Source organism: Streptomyces sp. BRA346, assembly GCF_052851135.1.
In genome coordinates, this window is the sequence record NZ_JAIWIH010000011.1 from 27,850 (window position 1) to 43,776 (window position 15,927).

The 15,927-nt window shown below is 70.0% G+C and carries 12 protein-coding genes, 1 tRNA gene and 1 riboswitch; of the genes, 11 read left to right on the plus strand and 2 right to left on the minus strand.

What is annotated here, in order from left to right; translation table 11 throughout:
- The first annotated feature begins 251 nt into the window (after positions 1-251).
- From LCH29_RS15855 to LCH29_RS15895, 9 genes are all read left to right on the plus strand, one after another.
- Complete coding sequence (locus tag LCH29_RS15855; RefSeq protein WP_446462381.1) at positions 252-1,496, plus strand: cytochrome P450 family protein; 1,245 nt, start codon at positions 252-254, stop codon at positions 1,494-1,496.
- 114 nt (positions 1,497-1,610) lie between these two features.
- Entirely contained in the window at positions 1,611-2,600 is a 990-nt protein-coding gene (locus tag LCH29_RS15860) for a transglycosylase family protein (RefSeq protein ID WP_446462382.1), read from the plus strand.
- Positions 2,601-2,854: 254 nt separating this feature from the next.
- Positions 2,855-3,022, plus strand: a riboswitch (cyclic di-AMP (ydaO/yuaA leader).
- A gap of 6 nt (positions 3,023-3,028) precedes the next feature.
- A complete protein-coding gene (locus LCH29_RS15865; RefSeq protein WP_446462383.1) occupies positions 3,029-3,703 on the plus strand; it encodes a transglycosylase family protein in 675 nt (224 codons plus the stop codon).
- A 140-nt stretch (positions 3,704-3,843) separates the two neighbouring features.
- On the plus strand, positions 3,844-5,160 hold the full coding sequence (gene eno / locus LCH29_RS15870; RefSeq protein ID WP_446462384.1) for a phosphopyruvate hydratase: 1,317 nt from the start codon (positions 3,844-3,846) through the stop codon (positions 5,158-5,160).
- Between the two features lie 112 nt (positions 5,161-5,272).
- Positions 5,273-5,749, plus strand: a complete 477-nt coding sequence (locus tag LCH29_RS15875) for an FtsB family cell division protein (RefSeq protein ID WP_446462385.1) — start codon at positions 5,273-5,275, stop codon at positions 5,747-5,749.
- Positions 5,750-5,968: 219 nt separating this feature from the next.
- A complete protein-coding gene (locus tag LCH29_RS15880) occupies positions 5,969-6,511 on the plus strand; it encodes a DUF501 domain-containing protein (protein ID WP_446462386.1) in 543 nt (180 codons plus the stop codon).
- Positions 6,508-7,470, plus strand: a complete 963-nt coding sequence (locus LCH29_RS15885) for a Ppx/GppA phosphatase family protein (protein ID WP_446462387.1) — start codon at positions 6,508-6,510, stop codon at positions 7,468-7,470. The genes LCH29_RS15880 and LCH29_RS15885 overlap by 4 nt, the downstream gene beginning before the upstream one ends.
- A 396-nt stretch (positions 7,471-7,866) precedes the next feature.
- Positions 7,867-9,252 (plus strand): NAD(P)/FAD-dependent oxidoreductase, encoded by a 1,386-nt coding sequence (locus LCH29_RS15890; RefSeq protein ID WP_446462388.1) that lies wholly within the window; start codon positions 7,867-7,869, stop codon positions 9,250-9,252.
- Between the two features lie 206 nt (positions 9,253-9,458).
- Positions 9,459-10,775, plus strand: a complete 1,317-nt coding sequence (locus LCH29_RS15895) for a class I SAM-dependent methyltransferase (RefSeq protein WP_446462389.1) — start codon at positions 9,459-9,461, stop codon at positions 10,773-10,775.
- Between the two features lie 66 nt (positions 10,776-10,841).
- Here the strand turns inward: LCH29_RS15895 and LCH29_RS15900 are convergent, their stop codons facing one another.
- A complete protein-coding gene (locus LCH29_RS15900; protein WP_446462390.1) occupies positions 10,842-13,388 on the minus strand; it encodes an ABC transporter permease in 2,547 nt (848 codons plus the stop codon).
- 75 nt (positions 13,389-13,463) lie between these two features.
- The gene (locus LCH29_RS15905; RefSeq protein ID WP_446462391.1) at positions 13,464-14,246 is read right to left on the minus strand and encodes an ABC transporter ATP-binding protein; all 783 of its coding nucleotides are present in this window, start codon (positions 14,244-14,246) and stop codon (positions 13,464-13,466) included.
- Positions 14,247-14,644: 398 nt separating this feature from the next.
- Between LCH29_RS15905 and LCH29_RS15910 the strand changes: the two genes are divergently transcribed.
- A tRNA-Leu gene (locus tag LCH29_RS15910) sits at positions 14,645-14,727 on the plus strand.
- 207 nt (positions 14,728-14,934) lie between these two features.
- Positions 14,935-15,831: a Bax inhibitor-1/YccA family protein gene (locus tag LCH29_RS15915; protein ID WP_446462392.1), complete on the plus strand. Its 897-nt coding sequence runs from the start codon at positions 14,935-14,937 to the stop codon at positions 15,829-15,831.
- The last annotated feature ends 96 nt before the right edge of the window (positions 15,832-15,927 follow it).

Genomic DNA, 15,927 nt, shown 5'->3' on the forward strand with positions numbered 1-15,927 from the left:
ATTTTGCCTCATTGGGCGACGTCAGCGCATGTTCCGCAGGTCGGAGTGGTGGGCGCCGCGGGCCGTTCCGGGCGATGGTCGCAGCCGTCAGATATCGGGCATTCACCGCGCACTGTGAGCGCATCGTGGAGGGTGTGTGGAGAAGGTCGTCGAATTACTTCGACATTAATTGGCGTTACTTTCGCGTTATGGATTTACTTCCGATAAGTGGCGTATCGGAATCCACGGGTCGCGGCCGGTATCGTCGGGGCGTGTCCGATCAGCCCTGCCCCGCCTCCGCTCCCACCCTCTTCACCTGGGAGTTCGCCACTGATCCCTACCCCGCATACGCCTGGCTACGCGAGCACGCCCCGGTGCATCGCACCACGCTCCCCAGCGGGGTCGAAGCCTGGCTGGTGACCCGCTACGCCGATGCCCGTCAGGCCCTCGCCGACGCCCGGCTCTCGAAGAACCCCCAGCGGCATAGTGAGTCCGCTCACGCCCGGGGCAAAGTGGGCATCCCGGGCGAGCAGCGCGCGGATCTGATGACACATCTGCTCAATATCGATCCCCCGGACCACACCCGGCTGCGGCGGCTGGTGTCCAAGGCGTTCACCCCGCGCCGCGTTGCCGCGTTCGCCCCGCGGGTGCGCGAGCTGACCGACGACCTCATCGACGCCTTCGCGGACCGGGGAGAGGCGGACCTCATCCACGAGTTCGCCTTTCCTCTCCCCATCTACGCGATCTGCGATCTGCTCGGCGTTCCGCGCGAGGACCAGGACGACTTCCGGGACTGGGCCGGAACGATGATCCGGCACGGCGGGGGCCCGCGCGGGGGAGTGGCCCGCGCGGTGAAGAAAATCCGCGCCTATCTGGCCGAGTTGATTCACCGTAAGCGCGCCGCGCTCGGCAACGACTTGATGTCGGATCTGATCCGGGCCAGCGACCACGGTGACCATCTCACCGAGAACGAGGCCGCGGCGATGGCCTTCATCCTTTTGTTCGCGGGTTTCGAGACCACCGTCAATCTGATCGGCAACGGCCTCTACGCGCTGCTGCGCCATCCCGGGCAGCGGGCCCGGCTGCACGGGGCATTGGAAGAAGGGGACGAGGAACTGCTCGCCACCGGGGTCGAGGAACTGCTGCGCTACGACGGCCCGGTGGAGATGGCCACCTGGCGGTTCGCCACCGAGCCGGTGACCATCGGCGGGCAGCACATCGCCGAGGGAGAGCCGGTGCTGGTGGTGCTCGCCGCCGCCGACCGCGACCCCGAGCGCTTCGCCGACCCCGACGTGCTCGACCTCGCCCGCACCGACAACCAGCACCTCGGTTACGGCCACGGCATCCATTACTGTCTGGGTGCCCCGCTGGCCCGCCTCGAGGCGCAGACCGCGCTCGCCACCCTGCTGCGCCGTATCCCGGATCTCCGGCTCGCGGTGGAGCCGGACGACCTGCGCTGGCGTGGCGGGCTCATCATGCGCGGACTGCGCGCCCTTCCGGTGACCTGGGGAAAGTGACATCCGGTCAGCCATGTGACCGTGACGTGACCTGAGATACACCGGCTTGTGATGATCGTGTGGCGTCGCTATGTTCAACCGACAAACCGAGCCCCCACACGAGAGGCGATTCGCATGCTTTCCGGGAACGGACGTCACCGCCGCCCCCGCCAGGCTCCGGCCATCGTCGTCGCGGCGGGGGTGACCGGCGCGAGCATCGCCCTCCCGCTCTTCGGAGCGACCGGCGCCCAGGCAGCCCCCGCCTCCACATGGGACCAGGTCGCCGAGTGCGAGAGCGCCGGGATGTGGAGCGCCAACGAGGGCAACGGCTTCTACGGCGGCCTGCAACTGACCCTCGACATGTGGAAGAAGTACGGCGGCACCAGCTACGCCCCGCGGCCCGACCTCGCCAGCCGCTCCCAGCAGATAGCCGTCGCCGAGTCGATCCTCGGCGACCGCGGCCCGGACGCCTGGCCCAGCTGCGCGCTGAACGCCGGGCTGACCGACGGCGGCGACGCCCCGGACGTGAACCCCGGCAGCACGGCGCGCCCCTCCCAGCAGGACGACGCGGAGCGCGAGGACCGTGACCGGTCCGACGCCCGGGACCGTGGCGCTCCGTCCGGCAAGACGCCGGACGCCTCCGACGCCTCCGACGCGCCCACCGGGCCGGAGCGGCCCGAGCACTCGGCCACGCCGGGCGACTCGAACGACTCGAACGACTCGAACGACTCGGACGACGCGAACGACTCCGACGGCTCGAACGGCGGCGCGTCCTCCCCGTCCCCTTCTTCCGGTGCGCCGTCCCCCGGCGCGTCCGACCCCTCGCCGACCCCCTCCTCCACCGAGCGCGGCTCCGAGGGCACCTCCGGCGCCCGCCGGGGCGAACGGGACACGGGGCAGCGGCCGAGCGACCACGCCTCGCGCGGCGGTGCCGACAGGGCGGAAAACCCCACGGATGGCGGCTACACGGTGCGTCCGGGTGACAACCTTTCAGCAATCGCCGAAAAGCAGGAATTGGGCGCCGACTGGCGTCGGCTCTACGAGTCCAACGAAAACCTCATCGGAACCGACCCGGATCTCATTCTCCCTGGTCAGCGACTTGATCTCACCATCAGGAGCCGGTAGTTCGGGGTGATTTGCCCGATCTGGAACCGGTGAGACATACCTCTCGTCACATTTTCCGGGGCGTCCGAGGTGTCCGGTCTCTCCGCACCCGGCCCCACCTGCGCCGATGTGGGCCGAGTGAGATCGATAACAGCCCTGTTCACTGGGATAAGGGTGTTTGAACGTTTCCCGCACGTGTGTTTAACGTCTTTCCGCTCGCCACCGCGAGCACCGTCGACCGTCACGCCGAGTCCTGCCGGCGGTCGTCCGGTACCGACGCGCCAGCGCCGAAGGCAGGAGCGGGGGACCCAAGGTAAGTGCCGGGAGGCCAGCAAGATCGGCCGAGCGGCTAGGGGTGAAGCAGGGTGCGGACCCCCGCACCCAGCCGGGCAACTCACGCCCGAACCCGACAGCTCACCTCGTAGGCGTCGGTGAGGAAACGAACGAACATGTCCAACGCTCAGGGCAAGCACCGTCGTCCTTCCAAGGCCACTCGTTTCGCAGCGCTCGCCGGCCTCGCCGGAGCCGCCGTGGCCACCCCGCTCATCGGTGCGACGTCCGCCTCTGCCGCCACCACGTCCCAGTGGGACCAGGTCGCGCAGTGCGAGTCCGGCGGCAACTGGTCGATCAACACCGGCAACGGTTACTACGGCGGCCTTCAGTTCTCCTCCTCCACCTGGGCCGCGTACGGCGGTACCGCCTTCGCACCCACCGCCGACAAGGCCGGCAAGGCCCAGCAGATCCAGGTGGCCGAGAAGGTCCTGGCCAGCCAGGGCAAGGGCGCCTGGCCGGTCTGCGGCAAGGGCCTGACCAGCGGCGGCGCCCCGTCCGCCCCGGCGCCGTCCACCCCGTCGCAGAGCCAGTCCGACTCCTCGCAGTCGGCCCCGTCCGCCAAGCCGAAGGCCGCGCCCCGCAGCGCGCCCGAGCACGCCGCGCGCGCCGAGACCCGCGGCCCGATCAAGAAGGGCGACGGCGAGTACAAGGTCAAGTCCGGTGACACCCTTGGCAAGATCGCCAAGACGGAGGACGTCAAGGGCGGCTGGAAGAAGCTCTTCGAGCTGAACAAGAACGTCATCCAGAAGGCCGACCTGATCTTCCCCGGCCAGCAGCTCCACCTGAGCTGAGCAGCCACACCGTAGTCAACGAGGGGGTGTCTTTCGGGTCAGGCCGGATCAGAGGCATGATCCGGAAGACGCCCCCTGGCCCCGGCCGGGTGCGCCGCCCCCACGGTGCACCCCGCCGGGGCTTCGGTGCGGTTAGGCTCATGCTGCTACCGAAGACCCATACGAAGGAGAACCTCGTGCCGTCCATCGACGTCGTCGTAGCTCGCGAGATCCTCGACTCGCGAGGCAATCCCACGGTCGAGGTCGAGGTCGGCCTCGACGACGGCAGCACCGGCCGTGCCGCCGTCCCGTCCGGCGCCTCCACCGGCGCCTTCGAGGCCCTCGAACTCCGTGACGGCGACAAGAACCGCTATGGCGGCAAGGGCGTGGAGAAGGCCGTCCTCGCCGTCATCGAGCAGATCGGCCCCGAGCTGGTCGGCTATGACGCCACCGAGCAGCGCCTGATCGACCAGGCGATGTTCGATCTGGATGCCACTCCGGACAAGTCCTCGCTCGGCGCCAACGCCATCCTCGGCGTCTCCCTCGCCGTGGCGCACGCCGCCTCCGAGGCGTCCGACCTGCCCCTCTTCCGTTACCTCGGCGGCCCGAACGCGCACCTGCTGCCGGTCCCGATGATGAACATCCTCAACGGCGGCTCGCACGCCGACTCCAATGTGGACATCCAGGAGTTCATGATCGCGCCGGTCGGCGCGGAGTCCTTCTCCGAGGCCCTGCGCTGGGGTGCCGAGGTCTACCACACCCTGAAGGGCGTGCTGAAGGAGCGCGGCCTGTCCACCGGTCTCGGTGACGAGGGCGGCTTCGCGCCGAACCTCGACTCCAACCGGGACGCCCTCGACCTGATCGTCGAGGCCATCAAGAAGGCCGGCTACCAGCCCGGCCAGGACATCGCGCTCGCGCTCGACGTCGCCGCCTCCGAGTTCCACAAGGACGGCGTCTACCAGTTCGAGGGCAAGGCCCGCACCGCGTCCGAGATGACCGCGTACTACGCCGAGCTGGTCGAGGCGTACCCGCTGGTCTCCATCGAGGACCCGCTGAACGAGGAGGACTGGGACGGCTGGAAGACGATCACCGAGCAGCTCGGTGACAAGGTCCAGCTGGTCGGCGACGACCTGTTCGTGACCAACCCCGAGCGGCTGGCCCGCGGCATCGAGAACGACACCGCGAACGCCCTGCTGGTCAAGGTCAACCAGATCGGCTCGCTGACCGAGACCCTCGACGCCGTCGAGCTGGCCCAGCGCAGCGGCTTCAAGTGCATGATGTCGCACCGCTCCGGTGAGACCGAGGACGTCACGATCGCCGACCTGGCCGTCGCCACCAACTGCGGCCAGATCAAGACCGGCGCCCCGGCCCGCTCCGAGCGGGTGGCCAAGTACAACCAGCTGCTGCGCATCGAGGAGATCCTCGACGACGCCGCGGTGTACGCGGGCCGCTCCGCCTTCCCGCGGTTCAAGGGCTGACCGCTTCTCGAACCTCGAGGAGCGGACACGTCTGACGCTTGTCCCCGGCCGCGGTCCCGTACCGTGGCCGGGGACGGCGTTACTCAAGCGAAGTCATCACCGGGGAGGCGACGTGCCGGCGGATCGGTTCTCCACCGCGACCAGGCTGAAGGCGCTCGGCGAACACGCCGCCGCCCGGGTCTACCGTGCCCGGATCAAGCGCCGCCGCAGCCGGCTCACCGGCCGGGCCGCCCTCCTCGCGCTGGTCGTCTGCTCCCTGGTGGTCGCCCTGGCGTATCCCATGCGGCAGTACATCTCCCAGCGCTCGGAGATCGCCGACCAGCGGCGCCAGGCCCAGCGCGAGCGCGCCGAGGTGGCCAAGCTCCGCGAGCAGAAGGCCCGGCTGCGCGACCCGGCGTACATCGAGCGGCAGGCCCGCGAGCATCTGCACTATCTGATGCCGGGCGAGACCGGCTTCAGCATGGTGGACCCCGGTGCCCGGGCCGAGCGCTCCACCGACCGGGGCGCGGGCGACCGCCCCTGGTACACCAACCTCTGGGACGCCGTGGACACGGCGGACGCGCCGAAGGCGGGCAGCGCGCACCGCTGACCCGCCTTGCCGACGTCGTAGGCCGCTCCGGCCTGACCCCGATCGAGAAAGAGAACTTTCCCCTCGTGACTCCGCTCCCCGTCCGAAGGTGGGGGCTTCCAACCTGAAGGTTGCGGTCCAGCCCGAACCGACCCCTTCCGGGGCAGAAAGAACATACCAGAGGTCAGGGTAGCGATTGCCTCACCGGCCGAAGTCGGTGCCCGCCTCGCAAGGAGACTCATGGACACGCCCCCTCCGCAGACGGAGCCCACCGCGCCCACCGACGCGGACATCGCCGCCGTCAAGGAGCAGCTGAACCGCCTCCCGCGGGGCCTGCGCGCCGTCGCGCACCGGTGCCCCTGCGGCAACCCCGATGTCGTCGAGACCGCGCCGCGCCTCGAGGACGGCACGCCGTTCCCCACCACGTACTACCTGACCTGCCCGCGCGCCGCGTCCGCGATCGGCACGCTGGAGGCCGAGGGCGTGATGAAGGAGATGACGGCCCGGCTGGGCGAGGACCCCGAGCTGGCCGCCGCCTACCGGGCCGCCCACGAGGACTACATCGCGCGCCGCGACGCCATCGAGGTGCTGGAGGGCTTCCCGAGCGCGGGCGGCATGCCGGACCGGGTGAAGTGCCTGCACGTCCTGGTCGGCCACTCCCTCGCGGCCGGTCCCGGGGTCAATCCGCTCGGCGACGAGGCGATCGCGCTGCTGCCCGAGTGGTGGCGCAAGGGCCCGTGCGTCGCGCCCTGTGCCCAGCCGACGGAGGAGGAGACCGCATGACCCGCGTCGCGGCCGTGGACTGCGGCACCAATTCGATCCGGCTGCTGGTCGCCGACGCCGACCCGGCCACGGGTGAGCTGACCGAGCTGGACCGCCGGATGACGATCGTCCGGCTGGGCCAGGGCGTGGACCGCACCGGGCGGCTGGCCCCCGAGGCGCTGGAGCGCACCTTCGCCGCGTGCCGGGAGTACGCGGAGGTCATACGCGGGCTGGGCGCCGAGCGCGTCCGCTTCGTCGCCACCTCGGCCTCGCGGGACGCCGAGAACCGCGAGGAGTTCGTGCGCGGCGTCGTGGACATCCTCGGCGTCGAGCCCGAGGTGATCACCGGCGATCAGGAGGCGGCGTTCTCCTTCACCGGGGCGACCAAGGAGCTGACCGGACATGAGCATCTGAGCGGTCCGTTCCTGGTGGTGGACATCGGCGGCGGCTCGACCGAGTTCGTCAGCGGCGACGACGGGGTGCGGGCGGCCCGCAGCGTCGACATCGGCTGTGTGCGGCTGACGGAGCGCCATCTCGTCGTGGACGGCCAGGTCCCGGAGGTGCCGACGGAGGATCAGATCTCGGCCGTCAGGGCGGACATCGAGCGGGCGCTGGACCTCGCCGAGGAGACGGTGCCGCTCACCGGCGGCTGCCGCCCCGGCGAGGGCGGTCACACCCTGGTCGGACTGGCCGGTACGGTCACCACCGTCGCCGCCATCGCGCTGGGGCTTCACGAGTACGACCCGGCCGCGATCCACCACGCCCGGGTCCACGCCGGTCAGGTCGGCGAGATCACGGCCAAGCTGCTGACCTCGACCCACGAGGAGCGGGCGGCGATCGGGGCGATGCATCCGGGCCGGGTCGACGTGATCACCGCGGGCGCCCTGGTGCTGCTGTCGATCATGAATCGGACCGGTGCCGAGGAGGTCGTCGTGAGCGAACACGACATCCTCGACGGCATCGCCTGGAGCATCGCCTGAGCGGGTTCGCTATCGTCTGAGCGGCTGTGGAGGGCCCTTCGGGGGCCTTCCGCGGACCGCCGCCAAAAGAGTTCGTGAAACTCTTCACATGAAAAAGGTGCCTGGTGGCCGCCTTCTGGGCCGCCTCGGGGCCGCTATTGGTGACGGTGTTCATCAACTCGGGCCCGATCATGGCCGATCGGCCCGATCCCCGGGCCGCCCGGGAACCTCGTGGTCTACCCGCGCGTTCAACGACTATCGCTGCTCAGCGGGGCTGGGAACGCCTCGCTCCGGCTGCCGGTTCCCTGGCCAAGCTATGGCGTCCGTCACGGGGGCGGCGGAGTGTAGCAGATACCCCCACATTGCTTGTGAAGGGGCTCACGAGGCCCCCCTCGGGGGGTGCTGGATACTCGAATCATGAGCACCACGGAGCGTCCCAGGATCCTCGTTGTAGGCGGTGGGTACGTAGGCCTGTACGCGGCGCGCCGCATCCTCAAGAAGATGCGGTACGGCGAGGCGACTGTCACGGTCGTCGACCCCCGCTCGTACATGACGTACCAGCCCTTCCTCCCCGAAGCTGCGGCCGGCAGCATCTCTCCGCGCCACGTCGTGGTTCCGCTGCGGCGTGTGCTCCCCAAGGCGGAGGTCCTCACCGGCCGGGTGTCGAACATCGACCAGGACCGCAAGGTCGCCGTCGTCCAGCCGCTCGTCGGCGAGTCGTACGAGCTGCCCTTCGACTACCTCGTCATCGCGATGGGCGCGGTCTCCCGCACCTTCCCGATTCCCGGCCTGGCCGAGAACGGCATCGGGATGAAGGGCATAGAAGAGGCCATCGGCCTGCGCAACCACGTTCTCGAGCAGCTCGACAAGGCCGACTCCACCACGGACGAGGACATCCGCCGCAAGGCGCTCACCTTCGTCTTCGTCGGCGGTGGCTTCGCGGGTGCGGAGACCATCGGCGAGGTCGAGGACATGGCCCGCGACGCCGCCAAGTACTACCCGAACGTGAAGCGCGAGGACATGCGCTTCGTGCTCGTCGACGCGGCCGACAAGATCCTCCCCGAGGTGGGCCCGAAGCTCGGTCAGTGGGGTCTGGAGCACCTCCAGAACCGCGGTGTCGAGATCTACCTCAACACCTCGATGAACTCCTGCGTCGACGGCCACGTGGTGCTCAAGAACGGCCTCGAGGTCGACTCCAACACCATCGTGTGGACCGCGGGCGTCAAGCCCAACCCGGCGCTCGCCCGGTTCGGTCTCCCGCTCGGCCCCCGCGGCCACGTGGACACCGGCGCGACCCTCCAGGTGAAGGGCACCGACTACATCTGGGCCGCGGGCGACAACGCCCAGGTGCCGGACCTCGCCAGCGGCGAGGGCGCCTGGTGCCCGCCGAACGCCCAGCACGCGCTGCGCCAGGCCAAGGTCCTCGGCGACAACGTGATCTCGGGCATGCGGGGCTTCCCGCAGGGCGAGTACAAGCACGCCAACAAGGGCGCCGTCGCGGGTCTCGGCCTCCACAAGGGCGTCGCGATGATCGTCCTCGGCAAGATGAAGATCAAGCTCAAGGGCCGGCTGGCCTGGTACATGCACCGTGGCTACCACGGCATGGCGATGCCGACCTTCAACCGCAAGATCCGGGTATTCGCCGACTGGACGCTGGGCATGTTCCTCAAGCGCGAGGTCGTCTCCCTCGGCGCCATGGAGAACCCCCGCGAGGAGTTCTACGAGGCCGCCGCCCCGGTTTCCGCGGCCGCCGCCCCGAAGGCCTCCGCCGAGGTCGCCGCGGAGAAGGCCAAGGCGTCCTGACCCCGGCCCCCGGCACCGGGCAGCTGAACATCCGGCACATCTGAATACCGAGAGAACGCCGAGGGCGTCCGCCATCCGTGGGGCGGACGCCCTTCGCGTGTGCCTTTTTACCGTTTCCAGACGTGTCGGCGGGACTGTACGGGCGGTTCCATGGTGTTTACGTGGTGAGTATCTTCCCTGACTTGCCATCATGGAGGTGTGCCGAGATGACCCACGCCGCCGCGCGACTCGCCGCCCTGGCCGAGGAGGCGCTGGGAGCCCCGCTCCCCCTCCGCATCCGGGCCTGGGACCGCAGCGAGACCGGTCCGCCCGGCGCCCCCGTTCTCGTCCTGCGGCGCCGCAGGGCGCTGCGCCGGATGCTGTGGAAGCCGGGCGAACTCGGCCTGGCCCGGGCCTGGGTGGCGGGCGATCTGGAGATCGAGGGCGACCTCTACGAGGCGCTGGAGCAGCTGGCCGGGCTGCTGTGGGAGCGGGACGAACCCGCGGCCCCGCGCCGGAGCCGCCTCGCCGCCGCCCTCAAGGCCGCGCGCGACCCGAAGGTGCGCGCGGCCGTCCGCGATCTGGTCGCCCTCGCCGGACCCGGACTGCCGCCGGCCCCGCCGCGCGAGGAGGCCGGGGCGACCCGCGGGCCGCTGCACACGCTGCGCCGCGACAAGAAGGCCATCAGCCACCACTACGACGTCGGCAACGACTTCTACGAGCTGGTGCTCGGCCCCACGATGGTCTACTCGTGCGCGTACTGGGAAAGACCGGACACCACGCTGGAAGAGGCGCAGCGGGCCAAACTCGACCTGGTCTGCCGCAAGCTCGCGCTGGAGCCCGGGCAGCGGCTGCTGGACGTGGGGTGCGGCTGGGGCTCGATGGTGCTGCACGCGGCGCGCGAGTACGGGGTGCGGGCGGTCGGCATCACGCTCTCCGAGGAGCAGGCGTCGTACGCCCGTAAGCGCATCGCGGACGCCGGGCTGACCGAGAAGATCGAGATCCGGGTGCAGGACTACCGCGAGATCGACGACGGCCCGTACGACGCGATCTCCTCGATCGGCATGGCCGAGCACGTGGGTTCCGTGCGGTACGCCGAGTACGCCGCCATCCTGCACCGGCTGCTGGCCCCCGGCGGGCGGCTGCTGAACCACCAGATCGCCCGGCGCCCCGAGCCGGACGAGGAGGCGTACCACGTGGACGAGTTCATCGACCGCTACGTCTTCCCCGACGGCGAACTGGCCCCCGTCGGCCGGACCGTGACCCAGCTGGAGGAGGCCGGGTTCGAGGTGCGCGACGTGGAGGCGATCCGCGAGCACTACGCGCTCACCCTGCGCCGCTGGGTCGCCAGCCTGGAGCGGTCCTGGCCGGAGGCCGTGCGGCTGACCTCCCCGGGCCGGGCCCGGGTCTGGCGGCTCTACATGGCCGCCTCCGCCCTGTCGTTCGAACGCAACCGGATCGGCGTCAACCAGATCCTCGCCGTCCGTACGCCGGAGAGCGGCGCGTCCGGGCTGCCGCTGCGGACCCGGGACTGGCGCGGCTGACCGAACACGGAACGGGCCTGATGCGCTTCCCGCGCATCAGGCCCGTTCGCGTCACTCCACGCCGCTCTACTCGGCCTTGATGGACTCCAGCATGTTCAGCTTGGCCGCCCGGCGCGCGGGCCACAGGGCCGCCAGCACGCCCACGACCGCGGCCATCGCCAGGAACAGGCCCATCCGGCCCCACGGCAGGACCAGTTCGTAGGTCGTGAGACCGGTGGAGATCAGCTCACCGGCCGCCCAGCCGAAGAAGACGCCGAGGCCGATGCCGAGCACCCCGCCGAAGAGCGAGATGACCAGCGACTCCAGCCGCACCATCCGCTTGATGCCGCGCCGGTCCAGGCCGATGGCCCGCAGCATGCCGATCTCCTGCGACCGCTCGAAGACCGACATGGCCAGGGTGTTGATGACCCCGAGCACCGCGACGATCACGGCCATGGCCAGCAGGCCGTAGAGCATGTTCAGCATCAGGGTGAACAGCTTGGCGATGCTGTCGGAGATGTCCTTCTTGTTCTGGACCTGGAGGGCCGGGTTCTCGCCGAGCGCCTTGGTCAGTGCGTCCTTGTTGGCCTCGGTCGCCCCGCCCTTGGTCTTCAGCATCACCTGGAAGTCGGTGACGGTGGCCATGTGCGGGGTGATGGTGGCGGCGTCGACCATGACCCCGCGGATCATCTGGTTGCCCTCGTACACCCCGCCGACGGTCAGCTTGGCGCTGCGGCCGTCCTGGTACGTCACGGGGATGGCCGAACCGACCTTCCAGTGGTTCTGGTCGGCGGTCTTGTCGTCGACGACGACCTTCTGCGCGCCGAAGCCGGAGAACGACCCGTCGAGGAAGTCCACGCCGACCAGCTGCTTGATGGCCTTGGGGTTGACGCCCGTCAGGGAGTCGGTCTGGCCGCCGACCTTGGCCGGGGCCTGGCGCAGCGGGCTGACCGCGGTGACCTCGGGCTGCTTCTCCAGCTTCTTGGCCACGTCCGGGGACAGCGGCCGCGGCGCGCCGCCGGCGCCGCCCATGCTGACGACGTAGTCGGACTTCAGGCCGTCCGAGGCCATCTGGTCGATGCCCTTCTGGACACTGCCCGCGATGACCGTCATGCCGGTGATCAGGGTGAGGCCGACCATCAGCGCGGAGGCGGTGGCGGCGGTACGGCGCGGGTTGCGCACCGCGTTCTGCCGGGCGAGCTTGCCGGACATCCCGAAGAGCCGCAGCACCGGGGCGGCGGCCGCGATCAGCGGCCGGGACAGCAGCGGGGTGAGCACGAAGACGCCGATCACCAGGACCGCGGCGCCGAACGCCATCGGGCCCTTGCCGTCCATGCCCTGGCCGGAGCCGTACAGCACCAGCGCCACACCGGCCGCGCCGAGCAGCGCGCCGATCGTGTTCCGCACCACCAGGCCACGGGTCGTCGGCGCGGCGTGCACGCTGCTCATGGCGGCGACCGGCGGGATCTTCGCGGCGCGGCGGCCCGGCAGCCAGGCGGCGAGCACGGTCACCACGACGCCGACGAGCAGCGACGCCGCTATGGTGGTGGGCTCGATGATCAGCGGCCCGTCCGGGACGACGGCCCCGGTGGAGCTGAGCAGCGAGCGCAGCCCGGCGCCGATGCCGACACCGGCGGCCATGCCGACGACGGCCGCGACGGCGCCGACGGCGGTGGCCTCGATCAGCACCGAGCGGGTCACCTGACGGCGGCTCGCGCCGACCGCCCGCATCAGGGCCAGCTCCTTGGTGCGCTGGGCGACCAGCATGGTGAAGGTGTTGGCGATGATGAAGATGCCGACGAAGAGCGCGATCCCGGCGAAGACCAGCATGGCGGTCTGCATGCTGCTCATGCCCTGCTTGATCTGCTCGGCCTGGTCGTCGGCGAGCTTCTGGCCGGTGGCGGCCTGCGCGGTCTCGGGCAGCACCTTGTCGACCGCGGCCTTCAGGGCGGCCTGCGAGGTCCCGGAGGCGGCCTTCACGTCGATCTCGTCGAACTGGCCGGGCTTGGCGAACAGCTTCTGCGCGGTGGCGTTGTCGTACAGCGCGAGGCTGCCGCCCGCCGCCACGTTGCCGTCGTCGGTGGTGAAGACGCCGGAGATCTTCTCGGTGCGCACCGGGCCGTTCACGGAGACCCGGATGCTGTCACCGGCCTTGTAGTGGCCCTTCTCGGCGGACTTGGCGTCGAGCGCGATCTCGCCCGCGGCCTTGGGCGCGCGGCCCTCGGTCATCGTGTACCGCGGGTCCTTGCCGTCGGGGCCCGGGTAGTAGTTCCCGCCGAGGGTGGAGAAGCCGCCGCCGAGCAGCTCGCCGTTCCGGTCGGCGAGGGCGGTGTAGCCCTTGACGACACCGGTGGCGGAGGCGGCGCCGTCCACCTTGGCCGCCTTGTCGAGCACTTGCTGACCGAGCCGCGGCGTGGGTCCTGGGACGCCGGAGCCGGTGTCGGACTTGTGCGGGGTGATGGCGACGTCGACGCCGTCGAAGCCCTTCTCGGAGCTCTTCTGGTAGGCGGCGGAGATGGTGTTGGTGAAGACCAGGGTGCCGGAGACGAAGGCCACGCCGAGCATGACGGCGAGGACGGTCATCAGCAGCCGGGCCTTGTGCGCAAGCACGTTGCGCAGGGCGGTACGGAGCATGGAAGTCAGTCCTGGGGAGGAAGAGAAGAGGTGCGGAGGCGTGAGCGGCGTGCGGTGACGGACGCGCGCCTCGCGTCAGCTCGTACGGCCCTTGGCGTCGAACCGCTTCATGCGGTCCAGCACCGAGTCGGCGGTCGGGTCCAGCAGCTCGTCCACGATCTGGCCGTCGGCGAGGAAGACCACCCGGTCGGCGTAGGCCGCGGCGACCGGGTCGTGGGTCACCATGACCACGGTCTGGCCGAGTTCGCGCACCGAGTTGCGGAGGAAGCCCAGCACCTCGGCGCCGGAGCGGGAGTCCAGGTTTCCGGTGGGCTCGTCCGCGAAGATGATCTCGGGCTTGCCGGCCAGCGCGCGGGCCACGGCGACGCGCTGCTGCTGACCGCCGGAGAGCTGGCTGGGACGGTGCTTGAGCCGCCCGGCCAGACCGACCGTCTCCACGACCTGGTCCAGCCACTTCGGGTCGGCCTTGCGGCCCGCGATGTCCATCGGCAGGGTGATGTTCTCCAGCGCGTTCAGCGTCGGCAGCAGGTTGAACGCCTGGAAGATGAACCCGATCTTGTCGCGGCGCAGTTGGGTGAGCTTCTTGTCCTTCAGGGCCGTCAGCTCGACGTCACCGATGCGGGCCGAGCCGCTGGAGACGGAGTCCAGGCCCGCCATGCAGTGCATCAGCGTCGACTTGCCCGAACCCGAGGGGCCCATGATCGCGGTGAACTCGGCTTGCCGGAACTCGACGGAGACGGCGTCCAGGGCGACGACCTGTGTCTCGCCCTGTCCGTAGACCTTGGAGAGGTCCGTTGCTCGGGCCGCCGCCGTCGTGGAACGGGCGGCGGTCTCGACGCCGGGAGTGGTGGTGGTCACGGTGCGGAGCTCCTGTCGTGCGGTGCGGTCGGCCGGGGACGTCCCTCCATCGTCCTTGCCATAAAGGGGGACGGGATCCCTCGCTCCTCCGGTTCTGCGCGCGACTCGGGTCGTACGCGCGCCCGACCGGAGTCCTCCTTGGGTAGGAGAGGACCCCCGAACGGGGGCATCGAGATTGCGTCAATCCGCCGTCAAAGGGGTCACAGGGCATATAAGCAGGTCCGGCGGGCGCCGGCATCGGCGGGTACCCTGACCCACTGCTGATGGGCCCTCAGTTGCCAATAAAATAAGACAACCTCGGTCCGGTGATTCGCTGTTCGGGTCCATCGGCCCGGATAGGCTCGTGCTGCTCTCCTGTGGGGAGGGAGGTACTTCGGTACGTCCCAGGGTGAGCCGCTGCCCGGATGGTGGAATGCAGACACGGCGAGCTTAAACCTCGCTGCCCCTCGCGGGCGTACCGGTTCAAGTCCGGTTCCGGGCACCTCCAGATCTCTTGGGCGCACTCTGCGTGCGCGCCCCGTCGCCCACCGTGCGACCAGGGCCCGCGCCCGGTCCCGCACCGGCTCCCGGGGGGACCTCGCGTTGTCCGGGCACGCGTGAAAAGATCCTCCTTGGGCACTAGGGTGCTTTCTTTGCTTACCCATTACTCTTAAGTCAAGGTCGCGCAGGGCGGCCATGGAGGAGTGAGATGAGGAGCAGCAACCCGGTCTTCTCGCGACGGGGGTTCAGCCGCAGCGGCGGCTACGCCGGCTTCGGCGCGGCCCAGCAGGCCGGGGGCCCCGCCGCAGTCCAGGGCAACCCGTACGCGGGCACCAATCCGTACGCGCAGACGCAAGCGGCACCGACCAACCCCTATGCGGCCGGTGGCCAGCAGAACCTGACGCCCGAACAGCTCCAGCAGATGTACGGAGCGCCCCCGGCCGGTCAGCAGACCGGCCGGATGACGATGGACGACGTCGTCATGCGCACCGGTATGACGCTGGGCACCGTGGTCGTCGCGGCCGCCGTCGCCTGGATCGCGCACCTTCCCATCGGTGCGGGCATCGGCGCCGCGCTGGTCGCGATGGTGCTGGGTCTGGTGCAGGCGTTCAAGCGCACGCCCTCGCCCGCGCTCATCCTGGGGTACGCCGCCTTCGAGGGACTCTTCCTCGGCGTCATCAGCCAGGTCTACAACGAGCGCTGGTCCGGCGCTCCCATGCAGGCGGTCCTCGGCACGATGGCCGTCTTCATCGGTGTGCTCGCCGCGTACAAGACCCGGCTCATCCGGGTGAACGCGCGCTTCCAGCGCTTCGTGCTGGCGGCGGCCATCGGCTTCATCCTGCTGATGGCGGTCAACCTGCTGTTCGCCGCCTTCGGCGGCGGTGACGGCCTGGGCTTCCGCAGCGGTGGCCTCGGCATCGCCTTCGGGATCATCGGCGTCGTGCTCGGTGCCGCGTTCCTGGCGATGGACTTCAAGCAGGTCGAGGACGGCGTCCGGTACGGCGCTCCGCGCGAGGAGTCCTGGCTGGCCGCGTTCGGTCTGACACTGTCGCTGGTGTGGATCTACCTGGAGCTTCTCCGGCTGATCTCCATCTTCAGGGACTAGCGCGGGGGACCGGCGTCCGGGGGCCTCAGGCGCCCCCGCCGCCCCCGTAACAGCCGAAGGGCCCGTGGAGGCAATTTGCCTCCACGGGCCCTTCGC

What these genes read in the sequence shown, in the direction of transcription:
- LCH29_RS15900 (WP_446462390.1), bottom strand. Translation starts at nt 13,388, where the DNA reads ATGCTCCGTACCGCCCTGCGCAACGTGCTTGCGCACAAGGCCCGGCTG.
- LCH29_RS15885 (WP_446462387.1), top strand. Translation starts at nt 6,508, where the DNA reads ATGACCCGCGTCGCGGCCGTGGACTGCGGCACCAATTCGATCCGGCTG.
- LCH29_RS15895 (WP_446462389.1), top strand. Translation starts at nt 9,459, where the DNA reads ATGACCCACGCCGCCGCGCGACTCGCCGCCCTGGCCGAGGAGGCGCTG.
- LCH29_RS15880 (WP_446462386.1), top strand. Translation starts at nt 5,969, where the DNA reads ATGGACACGCCCCCTCCGCAGACGGAGCCCACCGCGCCCACCGACGCG.
- LCH29_RS15860 (WP_446462382.1), top strand. Translation starts at nt 1,611, where the DNA reads ATGCTTTCCGGGAACGGACGTCACCGCCGCCCCCGCCAGGCTCCGGCC.
- eno (WP_446462384.1), top strand. Translation starts at nt 3,844, where the DNA reads ATGCTGCTACCGAAGACCCATACGAAGGAGAACCTCGTGCCGTCCATC.
- LCH29_RS15890 (WP_446462388.1), top strand. Translation starts at nt 7,867, where the DNA reads ATGAGCACCACGGAGCGTCCCAGGATCCTCGTTGTAGGCGGTGGGTAC.
- LCH29_RS15865 (WP_446462383.1), top strand. Translation starts at nt 3,029, where the DNA reads ATGTCCAACGCTCAGGGCAAGCACCGTCGTCCTTCCAAGGCCACTCGT.
- LCH29_RS15915 (WP_446462392.1), top strand. Translation starts at nt 14,935, where the DNA reads ATGAGGAGCAGCAACCCGGTCTTCTCGCGACGGGGGTTCAGCCGCAGC.